This window comes from Clostridium neonatale, from assembly GCF_001458595.1.
GTDB lineage: Bacteria > Bacillota > Clostridia > Clostridiales > Clostridiaceae > Clostridium > Clostridium neonatale.
On the sequence record NZ_LN890328.1, the window covers coordinates 2,307,094 to 2,325,986 of the forward strand.

Below are 18,893 nucleotides of genomic sequence, written 5' to 3' on the forward strand. Positions count from 1 at the left end.
ATCTTTCTTTATAATACCCATTTATATTTATTTTGTCAATAAAATTTATTTCTTATCTCATATAAGAGCTATACAAATATCATTATCTTAAATATATGATTGATTCAAAATGAATAGAGGTATATTAAAAATACACCTCTATAATCACATAAAATATGAAATATGAACATTTATTACCTGTTTAAATAAATTAATGATTCTATTTATATCTAAAATATTTCCTCTTTCATTATAAAAAAAGTCATAAATATTGTAATATACATTTACCTTATCAATATACTTTTTAGTTTCTCCAAAAGGTATATAGTGAAGTGATTCTCCATTCAATGAATATTCTTCATTTTCAAGCCAATTACTAACATTAGTTGGGCCTGCGTTATATGCGGCTACTGCTAAATCTCTATTCCCATTAAACATATCTAAAAGTCTTCTTAGATACCAACATCCCATTTGTATATTTACTTCTTCATTATATAAGTCATCTTTTGAAAATCCTGTTAGCCCCATTTCACCAGCTATCCATTCACCAGTATCCCCTGTTATCTGCATTAAACCAACCGCATCTTTATGAGAATGAGCATCTTCTTTAAAGTTACTTTCAGTTTTCATTACAGATAATACAAAAAGAGGATCTAAATCATATTTTTCACTATAAGTATTAACATATTCAGGATATTTGTATGGGAAAGCTTTCTCTTTTATAACATATCTAGCCCCTAATGCAACTACCAATAAAATTACTACAAGCCAAAAAATTTTCTTTAGGAACTTCATTTTTTTCTCCCATCTAACATACTAATTTCAAAAATTTCATTAAGTCATCTACCTGTTTCTTAGTGTTTTCTAAATCGCCATTGTTATCTATAAGTATATTAGCATACTCTTTTTTTTCTTCCATAGACATTTGTGAATTTATTCTGCTTACTGCTTCTACTTTACTTAATTTATCTCTTTCCATGACCCTTCTTATTTGAACTGAGTTATCTGCACAAACTAAAATAACATAATCCATTTCTTCATGCATTTTATTTTCTATTAAAGTAGGCGCATCTAAGATAACTATTTTTTCTTTTTTCTTTCTATAATCCTCTAATTCCTCTTCAATATATTTTTTAATATATGGCATAATTATCTGTTCGTACTTAACTCTTTGCTTTGGAAATCTAAAAATATGATTTCCAAATTCTTTTCTCCTAAATTCACCTCTCCAATCAAAAAATCCTGCTCCAAATTCCACTCTAACCGTATCTAAAATCTGTGGATTTTTTTCAAGAACTTCTTTTGCAATATTATCTGCATCTATTATTTTAAATTTATTATTCTTTAAAATAGCGGAAACCGTACTCTTCCCACTACCTATTCCACCTGTTAAACCAACTTTAATCACTTTATAACCCACCTTACTTTTTAAGTTGACAGTTAACATTTGACAATTTACAGTTTATGATAAACTTACTACTTAAATTTATCTTTTTCTTTTCAATTGACAACAACTTATTTTATAAACTCCATTATTACTTTGCATCATACCATGTAGAACCACTATTAACATCCACATCTAAATCAACATGAAGCTTAATTGCATTTTCCATTTCATCTATTAAAAGAGCTTTAACTTCTTCAAACTCATCCTTCTTAACATTTAATATAAGTTCATCATGAACTTGAAGTATTAATTTACTTTTTAAATTCTTTTCATTTAATTTTTTATAAACATTCACCATTGCAAGCTTTATTATATCAGCTGCACTTCCTTGAATAGGTGCATTCATGGCTAATCTGTCTCCTAAAGCCTTAACTATCTTATTAGAAGATTTAATTTCTGGTATAAATCTTCTTCTATTCAAAATAGTCAACACATAACCTGTTTTTTTAGCATCTTCAACTACTTTTTCTAAATAGTCTTTGATTTTAGGATATCTGTCAAAATAAATTTCCATGTATTCTTCTGCTTCTTTTTTAGATATTTTTAAATCTTGTGCCAAACTAAATCCACTTATTCCATAAACTATACCGAAGTTTACTGCCTTTGCTCTACTTCTCATAAGAGATGTAACTTCCTCTACTGGTACTTTAAATACTTCTGATGCAGTCTTAGTATGAATATCACTATGATGTTTAAAAGCATCTATCATATTTTCATCACCTGCAATGTGAGCAAGGACTCTAAGTTCTATTTGAGAATAATCTCCTGAAACTAAAATATCATCTTTTTCAAATGGTATAAATACCTTTCTTATTTCTTTTCCCATTTCATGTCTTACAGGAATATTTTGAAGATTTGGCTCAGTACTTGATAGCCTACCTGTTGTTGTTACAGTTTGGTTAAAGTTTGAATGAATACGTCCATCTTCATCAATTACATTCTTTAGGCCTTCAACATAGGTTGAATTTATCTTTGTTATTTGTCTATAATACATTATTTTAGGTATTATTTCATGCTTATCCATAAGTTTTTCTAATACTTCTTGATTTGTTGAATAGCCGGTTTTAGTTTTCTTTATTACAGGCAGATCCAATTTCTCAAACAGTATTTTTCCAAGCTGTTTTGGAGAACTTATATTAAATTCTTCATCTGCCAACTTATATATTTCTGCTTGCGTTTCTTCTATTTCCTTTTTAAATTTAACTTGAAGCTCATCTAACATGTCTGCATTTATGTTAAATCCTATACTCTCCATTGATGAAAGCACAAATATCAAAGGATGCTCAATAGTGTAATAAAGTTCATCCATGTCCTCTTTGTGTAATCTCTCTTTTAACTCATTATATATATTGGGAATATAACTTGAAAGTGCACCTTTAAAATTAATACCTTCACCACTTGGATTATCTCCAATATAAATGTTAACTAATTCTTTTATATCATAATTACTTTTAGATGAATCAATTAAATATGCAGCAATAGCTGTATCAAAATCAAATCCCTTTATATTAATATTATTCTTTCTTAAAAATGTAACTAGATTTTTTCCATCATGTATTGTCTTTTTTATACTTTCATTTTCCATGCATTCTTTTAAAACAGCTAATGCTTCTTCATGATTTTCATCTGCTATTTTCTTAAAATCTATTACAATACCATGATTATCTTCTCCTAAAAATAGATTTTCTAATTCTATTTTAGAATACGTAGTTGCATCCTTTAATATATAATCTATATAAATTCTATCTTTAACTTCTAAAAGAACTTCTTTCATTTCTTTAATATTATCTATATTCTTTACTTCTGCTTTACATTCATCTGTTTCATCATCGCTTTTAAACTTAGATAATATTGATTTCATTTCAAGCTTCATAAGCTTTTTCTTAAGTTCTGGAATGTTTTCCTCATCCATGGAATCTATGTCTTCTATTTTTAACTCTATTGGAACATCTCTAATTATAGTAGCTAATTTCTTAGAAAATATTGCTTGCTCAGTATTATTTTCCAAATTTTCTTTTAACTTTTTGCCAGAAATGCTATCTATATTTCTTAACACTTCTTCAATTGATCCATAATCTTTTATAAGCTTAAATGCAGTTTTTTCTCCAACACCAGGAACCCCTGGAATATTATCAGATTTATCTCCCATAAGTCCTTTAACATCAATAAATTGACTTGGAGTAACTTCAAATTCATCTATAAATGTTTTTTCATCATATATTGCTGTTTCTGTAACTCCTTTTTTGGTTATTACAACTTTTGTACTTGTTGAAGCAAGTTGAAGTGCATCCTTGTCTCCTGTAACTATGAACACTTCTATTCCATTTTCCTCAGCAAATTTTGATACAGTACCTATTAAATCGTCTGCTTCAAAGCCTTCTATTTCAAATATTTTTATTCCCATAAGTTTAAGTATATCTTTAATTATTGGGAACTGTTCATAAAGCTCTGGTGCCATCTTTTTTCTTCCTGCTTTATAATCTGCATATTCTTTATGTCTAAAAGTAGGAGCTTTCAAGTCAAAAGTAGCTATTATACTATCTGGATTTATTTCATCTTTCATTTTAAACAACATATTCATAAAACCATAAATGGCATTAGTATTTATTCCGTCACTATTTGTAAGAGGAGGTAAGGCAAAAAATGCCCTATTCATAAGTGAGTTTGAATCTAATATTAATAATCTTTTCATTAAAATCCTCCGTTTATTTATAATTAAATTTCTATATTCAAATAAATTTAGTAGTGAGATATATCACTCCCCCTACTATAATACATACAAAAATATATTTATAAATAATTATACTATATTGTACAACCTAAAGTACATAAATTAAAACAAATTCAATATATATTTCTTATTATTGCCTATTTAATTTGAAAAAATTCTTTTCTAAAAACTCATGAAATAACTACTAATTTTCTATAATAATTTTAATATTTCTTATATCTTATTAAAATTAATTCTAATCTATTTGATATATATATAAAATAGTGACATAATCATACTATACTTAAATAATTATTAGCGAGGTGAAAAAATGTATAATAACTTATTATTAAAATATGCAAAATTAGCAGTAAAAAAAGGCGTAAATATCCAAAAGGATCAGCTATTAGTTATAAACAGTCCAATTGATTGTTCAGAATTTGCAAGAATGATTGCTGATGAAGCTTATAAATATGGTGCTTCTGATGTAGTTATTAATTATAGTGATGAAAAATTCAATAGAATAAGATTTATGAATTCAACTAAAGAAGTACTTTCCTTTACTCCAGAATTTGAACGTGATAAGTATGATTACTACGTTGATAAAGGTGCAGCATTTTTAAGTATTTCTGCTGCTGACCCTAATATCTTGCAAGGCATTGAACCAGAAAAGATATCTTCAGCACAAAAAAGCAGACGAGAAGCATTAAAAAAATATCACGAGGCTTGTACCGGAAATAAAAATTCATGGTGCATAGTATCTATACCTACTGAAGGCTGGGCAACAAAAGTTTTTAGTTCTATTCCATCTGAAGAAGCAGTAGAAAAATTATGGGATGCTATTTTTAATGTTATGAGAATTACAGAAGATAATCCTGTTAATGCTTGGGATAAACATGTTAAAACTCTTCATGAAAAAGTATCAAAATTAAACGAATTTGACTTTGATTATCTACACTTTACAAATTCTTTAGGTACTGATTTAAAAATCGAACTTGTAAATAATCATGTTTGGTGTGGCGGTGAAGATAAAACTGAATCTGGAGTAAACTTTATTGCTAATATGCCTACTGAAGAAGTGTATACAACACCAAAATTAGATGGAGTTAATGGAATAGTATATAGTTCAAAACCTTTAAGCTATATGGGTAACCTTATAAATAATTTTTCCGTTACATTTAAAGATGGTGCTGCTGTAGATTGCAACGCTGAAACTGGTTTAGAAATATTAAAAGAGCTAATAAATAGTGATGAAAATTCTAAATACTTAGGTGAAGTTGCTTTAGTTCCTTTTGATTCTCCTATTTCAAATTCTAATATCATTTTTTATAACACATTATATGATGAAAATGCCTCATGTCATTTAGCATTTGGTTCATCTTACCCATCATGTATAAAAAATGGTGAAAATATGAGTAAGGAAGACTTACTTAAAGCTAAAGCTAATAGTTCTATAACTCATGTAGATTTTATGATAGGAACTAGTGATACTAATATTACTGGTGTTAAAAAGGATGGAACTGAAATTCAAATATTCAGAGATGGTAATTGGGCTATTTAGTATTTTTCTATTATATAAAGGACATCTTTCACAAAAAGATGTCCTTTTATATATCTAAATATATTGCTTTTTCTAGTTATCTTGTATTTCTTCAGACTCTTTAGTACTTTTCTTAACATTATCAGTATATGTTTTTAATTGATTACTCAGCTCTTCTATAAGTCCGTTAAATCTAATTTTAAATTGTTTCTTTGCCATAATTCTTTGAAGCCATAATGTACCTGATGAGAAGAGCCCTTTAGTACCTTGATCTTCTTCAAAGTTTATTAAAGTAATTCCATCGCCTTTTTGAATAAATGAATATGTAGACTTACATGAAACATCTCCATATGTTGTTGTAATTTCATATTTAGCATTTTCTTCATAATCTGTTATCTCTACAGTACATTCCATAGGTCTAGAGCCGGAATATATTTTTTTTACTATCTTACAGCCTATTGGATCTTCTTTGTTAAAATCTTTAAAATCTCTTTTTGCCGCTTTAATAAATACTTTAAAAACTTCTTCCACTTTATAATTCAAACTTGCAGACGCTTTCATAATTCTCCTCCTAAAACTAAACAATAAAGTTTGATGTAATTTTCTTACCCAAATTATATTAATAATTTCTTATTTTAAGCATAATTAAATTATACTCTCATTATATATTATTGATTTTAAAAAGTCTATTTCTTAATAATTCACCATTTAGCATGCATAAAATTTATAATTATGATAATAATATATAATAATCCAAAGTGTAATCATATATTATAAAAATATACTGATTATATATAGGATATATAAATTACTATTATCTCTTAATAATTTAAGTAATTAACCATTTTCTTAAACTTCCGTATTTTTAATAGTAATTCAAAAATATCTTATTTATTAGGATATTTTACTTTCTATAATTAAATATAGAAAAATTAAAACACGAGGATTTAATGTTTTTTAATCCTCGTGTTTTATTATGGCTACCGTGGTAAGATTCGAACTTACAACATGCAGTTCCAGAGACTGCCGTTCTGCCATTGAACTACACGGTATTATTTGCTAACAATACTATTTTACATAATTTATAGAATAATTTCAACAATATTTATTATTAATTGTTAAAATAATGATAAAATAGTTATATAAAGTTAGTTTCAGTATTATTGACAGGATAGGATATTGTGTAATGAATCGTTTAGAAAAAATACGTGAATATGTTGATAAAATCATAATGAATCAATAAGACTTAAGAAAAAAACTTAGTGGATTTGTTCATTTATATGATGTTTCAACTATGTGTACAATTTTAGCCAAAAGACGTAATCTAAATGTTGAAATATGCTCCATTTGTGGAATGCTTCATGACATCTATAGATCATGGAAAGCTTGGTTCAATTGATGCTCATAAAATACTTACAGAATTAAATTGTTTTACAAAAGAAGAAATAGATGTTATTTGTTCAGCAGTATATCATCATAGTGATAAAGATGTTATAGATGGTATATATGATGAACTTCTAAAAGATTCTGATGTTCTTCAGCATTATTTATATAATACAAGTGATCCAATTCAAGAAAATGAAGAAATACGACTTACTCTTCTTTTAAAAGAACTCAATCTTTAAAATCGAATTATAAATTTACTTTTCCAAATACATATAGGATGTAGAATCATAGTTTAGTGGATAACAGCCGAAATTCAATATATGATAGGCTCGATTGTAAGAAAATTTGAAGTAAAAATTCTTAATGCAATACTACGCCTATCATATATTGAATTTCTTTGTTTTTCTCTAAAATCATAGATACCAAATTTATTTTAGTTATGATTATTATTTTTAATCAATGTATATTAATTATTAAGTTACTTACAAAAATTATCTTAATCTGAATAAAATAAGCAAATTAGTAAGAATTTATACTCTGATATTTATGCATTTAAAAAAACGATAAAATACTAACTTTTTAAATCTTTAACATCTATAAATAACTATTCCTTAATTTAAAAATGTATTTATGTATATCAACAATAATGCTGATACTCTGAATTTAGATGAAACAAAGAAATAAAGATTTTATGTGTGCGGTGTCTTGCATTCAAAAATTAAGCTTTAGAATTCTTCATGTAGACTTGTTCCACAATTGTTTGTCCAATTTTACATTGGAGCAAACATTTGTGGATGCAAGTCTGCATGTTTGAATTCTTAGCTTCATTTTTGTAGCAAGCGAGCATCACATAAAATCTTTATTTCGGTTATTCACTCTAAACTCAGTACGTCCAATATTTATTTTATAGCATAGCTTCTAATGTTTTTCTTATTTCTTTTATAAAATCAAATGTATTTACAGTAGTAATATTATCATGAACAGCAATCAATGCTAAATCCTTAGTCATTATACCATCTTCTATTGTCTTTATTGATGCTTTTTCTAGCTTGTCTGAAAAGTTTACTAACGCATCATTATTATCTAATTCTCCTCTTTTTCTTAAAGCTCCACTCCATGCAAATATTGTTGCTATTGAATTTGTTGAAGTTTCTTCACCTTTTAAGTGCTTATAGTAATGCCTTTGAACTGTTCCATGTGCGGCTTCATATTCATAATTTCCTTCTGGTGAAACAAGTACTGAAGTCATCATTGCAAGTGAGCCAAATGCAGTTGCAACCATGTCACTCATAACATCCCCATCATAGTTTTTACAAGCCCAAATCATTCCACCCTCTGATTTTACAACTCTTGCAACAACATCATCTATTAATGTATAGAAATATTCTATACCTGCTGCATCAAATTTTTCCTTATATTCCGCATCAAATATCTCTTGAAAGATATCTTTAAATGTATGGTCATATTTCTTAGAAATCGTATCTTTAGTTGCAAACCAAACATCTTGTTTTGTATCAAGTCCAAAATTAAAACAGCTTCTTGCAAAACTTTCAATAGATTTATTAAGATTATGCATTCCCATTACAACGCCATTACCATCAAAATTATGTATTAATTCTCTTTGTTCTGTACCATCTTCGCCTGTAAATACTAACTCACATTTGCCTTTTCCCTCAATTTTCATTTCAACATCTTTATAGATATCTCCATAAGCATGTCTAGCTATTGTTATTGGCTTTTTCCAACTTCTAACATAAGGCTTAACTGGTTCAACTATAATTGGTGCTCTAAATACTGTACCATCTAATATAGCTCTTATAGTTCCATTTGGACTCTTATACATTTCTTTTAAATCATACTCTTTAACTCTTGCTACATTTGGAGTTATTGTTGCACATTTAACTCCCACCTTGTACTTCTTTATTGCATTAGCAGCATCTACAGTAACTTGATCATTTGTTTCATCTCTATATTTTAATCCTAAATCATAATATTCTGTATTTAATTCTATAAAAGGATTTAAAAGTTCGTCTTTAATCATGCTCCAAATTACTCTAGTCATTTCGTCTCCATCCATTTCAACTAATGGTGTTGACATCTTAATTTTCTCCATTTAAATTAGCCCCCTTCGATTTTTATACTAACCCTTCATATCCTAGATATATATGAATTATCTTAGTATTTTTTCTATTTTTAATTATACAATATTGTTATATTTTTATCAATTTATATCTTTATTTTATTAGTTATAAATGTAATAATAAATTATTTTTAAATATATAAAAAATTCACCTAAATATCTTGTTTTTTTATATTTTATTATAAATTCATAATCATTCCACACCCTTCATTATCATTAGGTCTTCTTCTAAATCCAAACTTCTCATAAAATTCTTCTGAACCTTTTGATGACATTAAAAGAATCATAACTGATGTATCAGGTATTTTATTTTCCTCTATATACTTTATTAAATTATCTATAATCATTCGTCCTATTCCTTTACCTTGATACTTAGGATCAACATTTATGTTCTGAAGATAATATACATATGCCCCATCACCAACAAGTCTTCCCATTCCAACTGCTTCTTCATTATGCCTTGCACAAACAGTATATAAACTGTTGCTTAAAGCTTTATATATTTGTTCCTCTAATAAACTTGATAAATTTACTGAACTTCTTAATTTGGAAAATTCAGCTATAGTTAAATCATTTGAAGTTAATTCTATGTTCAATTTTAATTCCCCCTAAAATATATTTCTAAATTAATATAAATATTATACTTTCCTAATTCTTTTTGAATAATTATTCATTTTTTTAAATTATTATACATATATATAACATATATTAGGGCATTGATTAAAATATGTCAAATAATAATTATATTTGCAGATTTAATTTTCTTTTATGAGAAAAGAGAAGGTATATTAAAATTATTAATTAATTTTAATATACCTTCTTTTATTATATTCAAATATTCAGTTTATTACTTATCATCTGTTTCTTCATAATCTACATCTATGATTTCTCCTGTATAATCATCATCACTAGGAGTATATGTATTTACATTATTATAATTATTTGATGTATCTGTATTCATTGTGTTTTTTTGTTTTTCTATTTTTTTATATCTAATAAAAGATTTAATTTTAAAAATAATATAAAGTATCACTCCAGCTAATATGAGCCATGGAAGAAGACGTATAAATAACACTCCAACTAAAAATATTATACATGTTGTTACAATAATATATATTAATCTTGTAAAATCCATATTCATAAAACTAACCTCTATACTTTTTATTTCTATTCAATTATACTCTATAGTTCAATATTAGACAATGATAAAAATTATATTCCAAAATTGTCAATTTCATAAAATTATAATAAAAAAAGAGACATATCAAATCGATTTTTTAAATTTGATATATCTCTTGACTTAGATTTAAAATATTTTAAATCTTTTATTCTTAATTTATAAGAATAATTTTATGCTATTTTCTTAAAAATGAATTAACTGCCTTTGCTGCTGCAAGCCCTTCACTTATGGCTGTTACAACTAATGATTGACCTCGTCTAGCATCTCCTGTTGCAAATATTTTATGCATATTTGTTGAGAATTTACCATATTCAGCTTTGATATTACTTCTTGCATCAGATTCAACACTGAATGCATCTTTTAAATATTCTTCTGAGCCCACAAATCCCATTGCTAGTAATAGCATATCTGATTTCCATGTTTTTTCAGATCCTTTGACTGGAATCGGACCAAATCTTCCATTTTCATCTTTCTTCCATTCAACATTAACAGTTTCAACACTTTCAAGATTTCCATCTTTATCACTGTTTACTTTAGTAACTGTAGTTAAATATTCTCTTGGATCTCTTCCATAAATATCTATGAATTCTTCTTGGCCATAATCCACTTTAAGAATCTTAGGCCACTCTGGCCATGGATTATTTTCTGTTCTTTCCTTTGGTGGTTCAGCCATTATTTCAAATTGAACAACTGACTTGCATCCATGTCTAAGTGCTGTAGCTACACAGTCAGTACCTGTATCACCACCACCTATGATTATTACATCTTTATCTTTTGCAGAAATATAATTTCCATCTTCATGGTTTGAATCTAAAAGACTCTTTGTATTTGCTTTTAAGAAATCTACTGCAAAGTGAATTCCTTTAGTATTTTCTCTCCCTTCTACAGCAAGATCTCTTGGCTTAGATGAACCTGTTGCTAAAACTACTGCATCAAAATTATCTAAAATTTCATTTGCATCATAGTTTTCACCGATATTTGCATTTGTAACAAATTTAATTCCGCTTTCAGCCATTATTTGAATTCTTCTAAGTATTACTTGTTTATCAAGCTTCATGTTAGGAATTCCATACATTAATAATCCGCCTGGCCTATCACTTCTTTCAAATACTGTAACTTTATGCCCACATGCATTTAATTCATAAGCAGCCGCAAGTCCTGCTGGACCTGATCCTATAACTGCAACTGTTTTTCCTGTTCTTTTTACAGGTGGATTTGCCTCAACAATTCCATTTTCAAAGGCAATATCTATTATTGCTCTTTCATTTTCTTTTATTGAAACAGCCGGACCATTTAATCCTGCTGTACATCCAGCTTCACATGGAGCTGGACATACTCTTCCAGTAAACTCTGGAAATGGATTTGTCTTTATTAATCTATAATAAGCTAAATCAAACTTATTTCTATATACTAAGTCATTCCATTCAGGTATTAAATTATGAAGAGGACATCCTGACACCATACCTGAAAATGTATCTCCTGATTGGCAGAATGGTACTCCACAATCCATACATCTTGCACCTTGAATACATTGCTTTTCTGAAGGAAGTCTTAAATGAAATTCATTATAATCTTTAATTCTTTCTTTTGGTTCTCTATTTTTACCTACTTCTCTTTCATATTCTAAAAATCCAGTTGGCTTACCCATAACTTTTTTGTCCTCCTATCTTCCTTTTTTCATTTCTTGGAATGCTTTTATTTCTGCTTCATCTTCAGTGCATCCAAGATTTATATACTTCTCAACAGTTTCTAAAACTTTCTTATAATCCTTAGGAATTATCTTAACAAATTTAGATTTTTCTGTTTCAAAATTATATAAAATTTTATTAGCTTTAGGAGAACGTGTTAATTCAACGTGCTCTGTTATTAAGTCTTTTAATTCTTGTTCTTCTTCAATATTTAATTCTTCAATTAATATCATTTCTTCATTTAAGTTGATTTTATAGTCCACATCTTCAACATAAAGATATGCTATTCCACCACTCATACCAGCTGCAAAGTTAATTCCAGTCGGTCCAAGCACTACAACCTTACCACCAGTCATATACTCGCATCCATGAGCTCCTACACCTTCAACTACCGCTGTTACTCCAGAATTTCTTACACAGAATCTTTCTCCTGCTATACCATTTATAAAGACTTTACCAGAAGTTGCACCATATAAAGCAACATTACCTACTGCGATGTTATCTTCTGCAATAAACGTTGATTTCTTTGGAGGATATACAATAAGTTTACCGCCTGATAATCCCTTACCAAAGTAGTCATTTGCATCTCCTTCAACTTCCAAAGTCAATCCCTTAGGTATAAATGCTCCAAAGCTTTGCCCGGCAGCCCCATTACATTTTATTGAAATAGTATCTTCTGGTAGACCTTTTCCACCATTAACTCTTGTTATTTCTGATCCAAGAATTGTTCCAAGTGATCTATCAGTATTAGTTATATCTATTTCAAATCTTGTCTTTTCTCCATTTTCTATAGCATTTTTACATTTATCCAAAAATACTTTTTCATCTAATACTTTTTCAAGCTTAAAGTCATACTTCTTATGAGAATCAAATTTAATAACTTTACCTTTATATTTTTCTGGAGTATAAAGTACAGAACTTAAATCAACATTTTTAGCTTTCCAGCTATGTATGTTTTCTTTTTGTTTTAATCTATCTACTCTACCTACCATTTCATCTATTTTTCTAAATCCAAGCTTAGCCATGATTTCTCTTAATTCTTGTGCTATAAAATACATGAAATTAACTACATATTCTGGCTTACCCTTAAATCTTTTTCTTAATTCTTCATTTTGAGTTGCAACACCAACAGGACATGTATCTAAGTTACATACTCTCATCATTACGCAACCTAAAGTTACAAGTGGTGCAGTTGCAAATCCAAATTCTTCTGCTCCAAGAAGTGCAGCTACAGCAACGTCTCTTCCTGACATAAGCTTACCATCAACTTCAACTCTAACTCTTTCTCTTAAATCATTAAGTAAAAGTGTTTGATGTGCTTCAGCAAGACCTAATTCCCAAGGAAGACCTGCATTTTTAATAGAGTTTTTAGGTGATGCACCTGTACCTCCATCATAACCTGAAATTAATATAACTTCAGCTCCACCTTTAGCAACGCCAGCTGCTACAGTACCAACTCCACATTCAGAAACTAATTTAACAGAAACTCTAGCTCCAGTATTTGAATTCTTTAAATCATAGATTAATTGAGCTAAATCTTCTATTGAATAAATATCATGATGTGGTGGTGGTGATATTAAACCTACTCCAGTAGTTGAATGTCTAGTCTTAGCTATCCATGGATAAACCTTAGTTCCTGGTAATTGACCACCTTCACCTGGTTTTGCACCTTGTGCAAGCTTAATTTGAAGTTCATCTGCATTTACCAAGTATTCAGATGTTACACCAAATCTTCCTGATGCTACTTGCTTTATTGAAGATCTTCTACTATCTCCATTTGCATCTGGTACCCATCTGTCTGGATCTTCTCCGCCTTCACCAGTATTTGACTTACCGCCAATTCTATTCATTGCAATAGCTAAAGCTTCATGAGCTTCTTTAGAAATCGATCCATAAGACATAGCTCCTGTCTTAAATCTCTTAACTATTTCTTCTACTGGCTCAACTTCTTCTATTGGAACTGCCTTAGATGAATAATTGAAATCTAAAAGACCTCTTAAAGTTATTTCAGCTTCTTCATCATCTATTAAGTTAGTATATTCCTTAAATAATTCATAATTACCTGTCCTTGTAGCTTCTTGTAGTTTATGAATTGTAGTTGGATTATATAAATGTTGTTCTTGAATACCATCACCAGATCTTAATTTTTCATATCCAGGTGAATCTAATATGAAGTCAGCTGCATAAGTCTTATCTTTAAATCCATTTTCATGTTTAATTTCAGCTTCTTTTTGTATTTCTTCAAGACCAATTCCGCCAATTCTACTTACTGTATTAGTAAAGTATCTGTCAATTACGTCTTTACCTATACCTATAGCTTCAAAGATTTGAGCTCCCATATAAGATTGAATTGTTGAAATTCCCATCTTAGAAAGTATCTTTGTAATTCCCTTAAGAACAGCTTTATTGTAATTATAAACTGCCGTATCATAATCTAATTCAAGTAATCCTTCTTCTCTTAATCCTCTTATAGCTTCATAAGCCATATATGGGTTAACTGCTGCAGCACCAAAACCAATTAAAGTTGCAAAATGATGTACTTCTCTTGGTTCTCCACTTTCAATAACCAATCCAACAGAAGTTCTTGTTCCTTTTTGTACTAAATATTGATGCATAGCTGAAACAGCTAATAATGAAGGTATTGCTATCTTATCAGCAGATACACTTCTATCTGATAATACTAATATTGTATATCCATTTTCATAGGCTTCTTGAGCTTTTTCAAACATATTATCTAAAGCGTCCTCAAGAGAAGTTCCTTTATCAAATACAATATCAATAACTTTTGTTCTTAAATTTCCTTGATTTAATGATTTTATCTTAGCTAATTCATCATTATTAATGATTGGGTTATCAATCTTTAATAATTCACAGTTTATAGATTTATCTTCTAATATATTTCCTTCTGGCCCTATATAAACATTAGATGCTGTAACTATTTCTTCTCTAATTGCATCTATTGGCGGATTAGTTACTTGTGCAAATAATTGCTTAAAATAATTAAATAATGGCTGAGCTTGTTTTGATAATACTGCAACTGGAGTATCAACTCCCATTGCTGCTAGTGGTTCTGCACCTGTTTCAGCCATTGGAAGCATTGTTGTTTTTACTTCTTCATAAGTATATCCAAATGCTTTTTCAAGTCTGTCTCTTGTTTCACTATCATATTCGATCTTAAATTTATTAGCATCTTTTATCTTATCTAATGTTACTAAATTTTCTTTTAACCATTCTTCATATGGATGTTGAGTTGCATATGTATGCTTTAATTCTTCATCACTTATAACTTCTTTTTTAACTGTATCAACAAGAAGCATTCTACCTGGCATTAATCTATCTTTCTTTTCAACCATTTCTGCTGGTATATCTAATGCCCCAACTTCTGATGAAAGAACTAATCTTCTGTCTTTAGTTATATAATATCTTGATGGTCTTAAACCATTTCTATCTAAAACTGCACCAACTTTTTCTCCATCTGTAAATACTATAGATGCTGGACCATCCCATGGCTCCATTAGTGTCGCATTGTATTCATAAAAAGCTTTCTTTTCTTTGCTCATAGTTCTGCTCTTATACCATGGCTCTGGAATAGCCATCATAACAGCTCTTGTTAGATCCATACCATTCATATATAAAAATTCTAAGTTATTATCAAAGATTGCAGAATCTGAACCTTCTTTATTTATTATAGGCAATACTCTTATTAAATCTTTACCAAGAACTCTTGATTTAAGATTTGTTTCTCTAGAATAAACCTTATTAACATTTCCTCTTAATGTATTTATTTCTCCATTATGGATCATAAATCTATTTGGATGTGCTCTTTCCCAGCTTGGGAATGTATTAGTACTATATCTTGAGTGTACTAATGCTAAAGATGTAGTTACTCTTTCATCCTCTAAATCTTTATAGAATACTCTAAGTTGAGTTGATAAAAGCATTCCTTTATACACAATTGTCTTGCTTGAAAAAGATGCTATATAGAAAGTTTCATTTAAGAACTTACTTATCCATCCAGCTCTCTTTTCAATATTTCTTCTAACAATGTATAACTTTCTTTCAAATGCTATTCCTCGTTTTACTGAGTTTGGTCTCTTAACAAATGCCTGCATGAAATAAGGCATAGCTTCAAGAGATGCTTTACCAAGTATTGATGGATTAGTTGGGACTTCTCTCCATCCTATTAATTCTAATCCTTCTTCCTTTGTAATATCTTCAAAAAGATGTATTGCTTCTTCTCTTGCTTTCTTCTCTTGTGGTAAAAATACCATAGCAACAGCATAATCCCCTTCGTGCTCAAGTGTTATGCCTTTTGATTTTAATTCCTCTTTAAAGAAATTATGAGGTATATTAAATAATACTCCAGAACCATCACCTGTTCTTTCATCAGCTCCAGTACCACCTCTGTGCTCTAATTTCTCAAGTATAGTTAAACAGTCTGATAGTACCTCATGAGACTTTTCACCATCAATATTTACTATCGTACCTATTCCACACGCATCATGCTCAAAACATGGATCATATAGTCCTTGTTTTATAGGATTATTATTTTCCATTAAAATTCCTCCTTGAAATAGTATGTATTGGTAAAGCAAACAATACGAGTAATAATATCCTTATTGATAAAATTACTCGCATATTTGCTAATTTTTAAATTATTCTGCTTCACTTAATAATAAACTAGCAATATCTCGCATTTTTTTCCCAGAATCCATGCTTATTTTTTGCATATATCTGAAAGCTTCATGTTCTGTTAGGCCTGAGTTTTGCATAAGTAGCCCTTTTGCTTTCTCAACAAGTTTTCTTTCTTCTAATGTATTCTCTAATTTTTCTACCTGATCCTTTAGCTTTTTAATTCTTCTTTTACTTTGAAAAATCAAATCAATGGCATTTGTAAGAAGTACATTAGAAATCTTGGTTCCTATACAATATATATCTGTATCTTCTTCTATATATGATCTATATGGCTCATTGACTATTGCTAAAAAGCTGGTAGCATCATAAAGAGTTTCATAAACATCTAGTAAACTCATATCTTTGAACTTATACCCAACCAAAACTAGGTCTGGAGAATATTGCAAGACTAATCTAATTAATTCATTACCCGAAGTGCACAACGATATAATATCATACCCCTCTTGTGTAAGCAAACTCTTTAATTTATTGGCAGTTTCTATATTGCTTAAAGCTATTACTATTCTTCCATTATGCGCCATTGCAACCCCACCTTACTAAGCTTTTAACAAGCATAAGACTAATATCTATCAAGATAATTTTCTAATTCCCAGTCATGGACTTTAGTTCTGTAATCATCCCATTCTGCTTCTTTGCCTTCTATATAGTTTGCATATATATGATCCCCTAAAGCTTTTTTAGCTAATTCACTTTCTTTCATAAAATTAACTGCTTCGTAAAGATTATTTGGTAAATTTTCAATCCCTGCATCTTTTCTCTCATCTTCTGTCATCTTGAATATATTAGCTACAATTTCTTTTGGTACTTCTAAATTATTCTTGATTCCATCTAATCCTGCTTGTAAAAGAACTGCTAAAACTAAGTATGGATTTGAACTTGGATCTGGACACCTAAGCTCAACTCTTGTTCCTGCCCCTCTTGAAGCTGGTACTCTGATTAATGCTGTTCTATTACTGCATGACCACGCTAAATAAACTGGTGCTTCATACCCTGGAACTAATCTCTTATAAGAATTAACAAGTGGGTTTGTTACTGCTGCGAGTCCCTTTATATTCTTTAATAATCCAGCAATAAATTGGTAAGCTATTTTGCTTAACCCATTTTTATCACTTTCATCGTAAAATGCATTTTTTCCATCCTTAAATAATGACATATTTACATGCATTCCTGATCCGTTGATACCAAAGATTGGCTTAGGCATAAATGATGCATATAATCCATGTCTTTGAGCAATAGACTTAACAACTAATTTAAATGTCATAATACTATCAGCTGTTTCTAGTGCTGGTCCATATTTAAAGTCAATTTCATTTTGACCTTCAGCAACTTCGTGATGAGAAGCCTCTATTTCAAATCCCATTTCTTCTAATGCTAAAGTCATATCTCTTCTGGCATTTTCGCCTCTATCTGTAGGTGCTAAATCAAAGTATCCACCTTTATCTTGAGTATTTACCGTTGCATTTCCGTTTTCATCAGTTTCAAATAAGAAAAATTCACATTCTGGTCCCACATTCATTTCATATCCTAATGCTTCTGCATCAGCTATCGCTCTTCTTAATGCATATCTTGGGTCTCCTTCAAATGGAGTTCCATCTGGTCTGTAAATATCACAAATTAGCCTTGCAACTTTTCCTTGTTGAGGTCTCCATGGGAATATTACAAAACTATCAAAATTAGGTTTTAAATACATGTCTGATTCTTCAATTCTAACAAATCCTTCAATAGATGATCCATCAAACATCATTTGACCATCTAAAGCTTTCTCTAATTGCCTTTCAGTTATTGCTACATTTTTTAACGCTCCGAAGATATCTGTAAATTGAAGTCTTATAAATCTAACTCCATTTTCTTTTACTAAATTAAGGATATCTTCCTTAGTATACTTTGCCATTTTAAATCCCCCTTAAAATTATATTTGTTAAAAAAAGGCGCACAACAGATAGGTTTAGCCATCTATTGAACGCCTTTGCTCAATTCATAATTTATTATAGTATTAATTATATAATATGACATTATATAAATCAAGCATCTTTTTAACAAAAAATAGTTTTTTTCTGATTTTTCTTTAAAATTTAAAGAGGTTATTATCATTTTCTTTATTATATAAAGTTCAATGATAATAACCTTC

The 18,893-nt window shown here is 29.1% G+C and carries 13 protein-coding genes and 1 tRNA gene; 2 read left to right on the top strand and 12 right to left on the bottom strand.

The features are described from left to right. Nucleotides 1-144 precede the first annotated feature (144 nt). From BN2920_RS17345 to polA, 3 genes are all read right to left on the bottom strand, one after another. Entirely contained in the window at nt 145-774 is a 630-nt protein-coding gene (locus tag BN2920_RS17345) for a lytic transglycosylase domain-containing protein (RefSeq protein WP_058296229.1), read from the bottom strand. Nucleotides 775-787: 13 nt separating this feature from the next. Next, complete coding sequence (coaE, locus tag BN2920_RS17350; protein WP_058296230.1) at nt 788-1,387, bottom strand: dephospho-CoA kinase; 600 nt, start codon at nt 1,385-1,387, stop codon at nt 788-790. Between the two features lie 127 nt (nt 1,388-1,514). After that, nucleotides 1,515-4,118, bottom strand: coding sequence for a DNA polymerase I (gene polA, locus BN2920_RS17355; RefSeq protein ID WP_058296231.1), 2,604 nt, complete (start codon nt 4,116-4,118; stop codon nt 1,515-1,517). A 349-nt stretch (nt 4,119-4,467) separates the two neighbouring features. Here polA and BN2920_RS17360 point away from each other — a divergent pair, with 349 nt between their 5' ends. Beyond that, nucleotides 4,468-5,697 (top strand): aminopeptidase, encoded by a 1,230-nt coding sequence (locus tag BN2920_RS17360; RefSeq protein WP_058296232.1) that lies wholly within the window; start codon nt 4,468-4,470, stop codon nt 5,695-5,697. 72 nt (nt 5,698-5,769) lie between these two features. On the opposite strand, the gene BN2920_RS17365 is transcribed toward BN2920_RS17360, so the two are convergent. Next, the gene (locus tag BN2920_RS17365) at nt 5,770-6,237 is read right to left on the bottom strand and encodes a DUF3284 domain-containing protein (protein ID WP_058296233.1); all 468 of its coding nucleotides are present in this window, start codon (nt 6,235-6,237) and stop codon (nt 5,770-5,772) included. Between the two features lie 416 nt (nt 6,238-6,653). Beyond that, nucleotides 6,654-6,728 (bottom strand) — tRNA-Gln (locus BN2920_RS17370). A 276-nt stretch (nt 6,729-7,004) separates the two neighbouring features. Between BN2920_RS17370 and BN2920_RS17375 the strand changes: the two genes are divergently transcribed. After that, nucleotides 7,005-7,301, top strand: a complete 297-nt coding sequence (locus BN2920_RS17375) for a hypothetical protein (protein WP_058296234.1) — start codon at nt 7,005-7,007, stop codon at nt 7,299-7,301. 665 nt (nt 7,302-7,966) lie between these two features. Here the strand turns inward: BN2920_RS17375 and BN2920_RS17380 are convergent. From BN2920_RS17380 to glnA, 7 genes are all read right to left on the bottom strand, one after another. Next, entirely contained in the window at nt 7,967-9,175 is a 1,209-nt protein-coding gene (locus BN2920_RS17380) for an NADP-dependent isocitrate dehydrogenase (protein ID WP_058296235.1), read from the bottom strand. A gap of 206 nt (nt 9,176-9,381) precedes the next feature. Further along, on the bottom strand, nt 9,382-9,798 hold the full coding sequence (locus BN2920_RS17385) for a GNAT family N-acetyltransferase (protein WP_058296236.1): 417 nt from the start codon (nt 9,796-9,798) through the stop codon (nt 9,382-9,384). Nucleotides 9,799-10,049: 251 nt separating this feature from the next. Continuing rightward, a complete protein-coding gene (locus BN2920_RS17390) occupies nt 10,050-10,343 on the bottom strand; it encodes a hypothetical protein (RefSeq protein ID WP_058296237.1) in 294 nt (97 codons plus the stop codon). A 214-nt stretch (nt 10,344-10,557) separates the two neighbouring features. Then, nucleotides 10,558-12,030, bottom strand: a complete 1,473-nt coding sequence (locus tag BN2920_RS17395) for a glutamate synthase subunit beta (RefSeq protein WP_058296238.1) — start codon at nt 12,028-12,030, stop codon at nt 10,558-10,560. 15 nt (nt 12,031-12,045) lie between these two features. Continuing rightward, complete coding sequence (gltB, locus tag BN2920_RS17400; RefSeq protein ID WP_058296239.1) at nt 12,046-16,626, bottom strand: glutamate synthase large subunit; 4,581 nt, start codon at nt 16,624-16,626, stop codon at nt 12,046-12,048. Nucleotides 16,627-16,725: 99 nt separating this feature from the next. Next, entirely contained in the window at nt 16,726-17,286 is a 561-nt protein-coding gene (locus BN2920_RS17405; RefSeq protein ID WP_058296240.1) for an ANTAR domain-containing response regulator, read from the bottom strand. Nucleotides 17,287-17,324: 38 nt separating this feature from the next. Then, on the bottom strand, nt 17,325-18,656 hold the full coding sequence (gene glnA / locus BN2920_RS17410) for a type I glutamate--ammonia ligase (protein WP_058296241.1): 1,332 nt from the start codon (nt 18,654-18,656) through the stop codon (nt 17,325-17,327). Nucleotides 18,657-18,893 lie beyond the last annotated feature (237 nt).

Excerpts from the sequence above, each read along its gene's own strand:
- gltB (WP_058296239.1), bottom strand. The coding sequence starts at position 16,626 with ATGGAAAATAATAATCCTATAAAACAAGGACTATATGATCCATGTTTT.
- BN2920_RS17365 (WP_058296233.1), bottom strand. The coding sequence starts at position 6,237 with ATGAAAGCGTCTGCAAGTTTGAATTATAAAGTGGAAGAAGTTTTTAAA.
- glnA (WP_058296241.1), bottom strand. The coding sequence starts at position 18,656 with ATGGCAAAGTATACTAAGGAAGATATCCTTAATTTAGTAAAAGAAAAT.
- BN2920_RS17360 (WP_058296232.1), top strand. The coding sequence starts at position 4,468 with ATGTATAATAACTTATTATTAAAATATGCAAAATTAGCAGTAAAAAAA.
- BN2920_RS17345 (WP_058296229.1), bottom strand. The coding sequence starts at position 774 with ATGAAGTTCCTAAAGAAAATTTTTTGGCTTGTAGTAATTTTATTGGTA.
- BN2920_RS17375 (WP_058296234.1), top strand. The coding sequence starts at position 7,005 with ATGTTGAAATATGCTCCATTTGTGGAATGCTTCATGACATCTATAGAT.
- BN2920_RS17380 (WP_058296235.1), bottom strand. The coding sequence starts at position 9,175 with ATGGAGAAAATTAAGATGTCAACACCATTAGTTGAAATGGATGGAGAC.
- BN2920_RS17390 (WP_058296237.1), bottom strand. The coding sequence starts at position 10,343 with ATGAATATGGATTTTACAAGATTAATATATATTATTGTAACAACATGT.
- polA (WP_058296231.1), bottom strand. The coding sequence starts at position 4,118 with ATGAAAAGATTATTAATATTAGATTCAAACTCACTTATGAATAGGGCA.
- BN2920_RS17395 (WP_058296238.1), bottom strand. The coding sequence starts at position 12,030 with ATGGGTAAGCCAACTGGATTTTTAGAATATGAAAGAGAAGTAGGTAAA.
- BN2920_RS17405 (WP_058296240.1), bottom strand. The coding sequence starts at position 17,286 with ATGGCGCATAATGGAAGAATAGTAATAGCTTTAAGCAATATAGAAACT.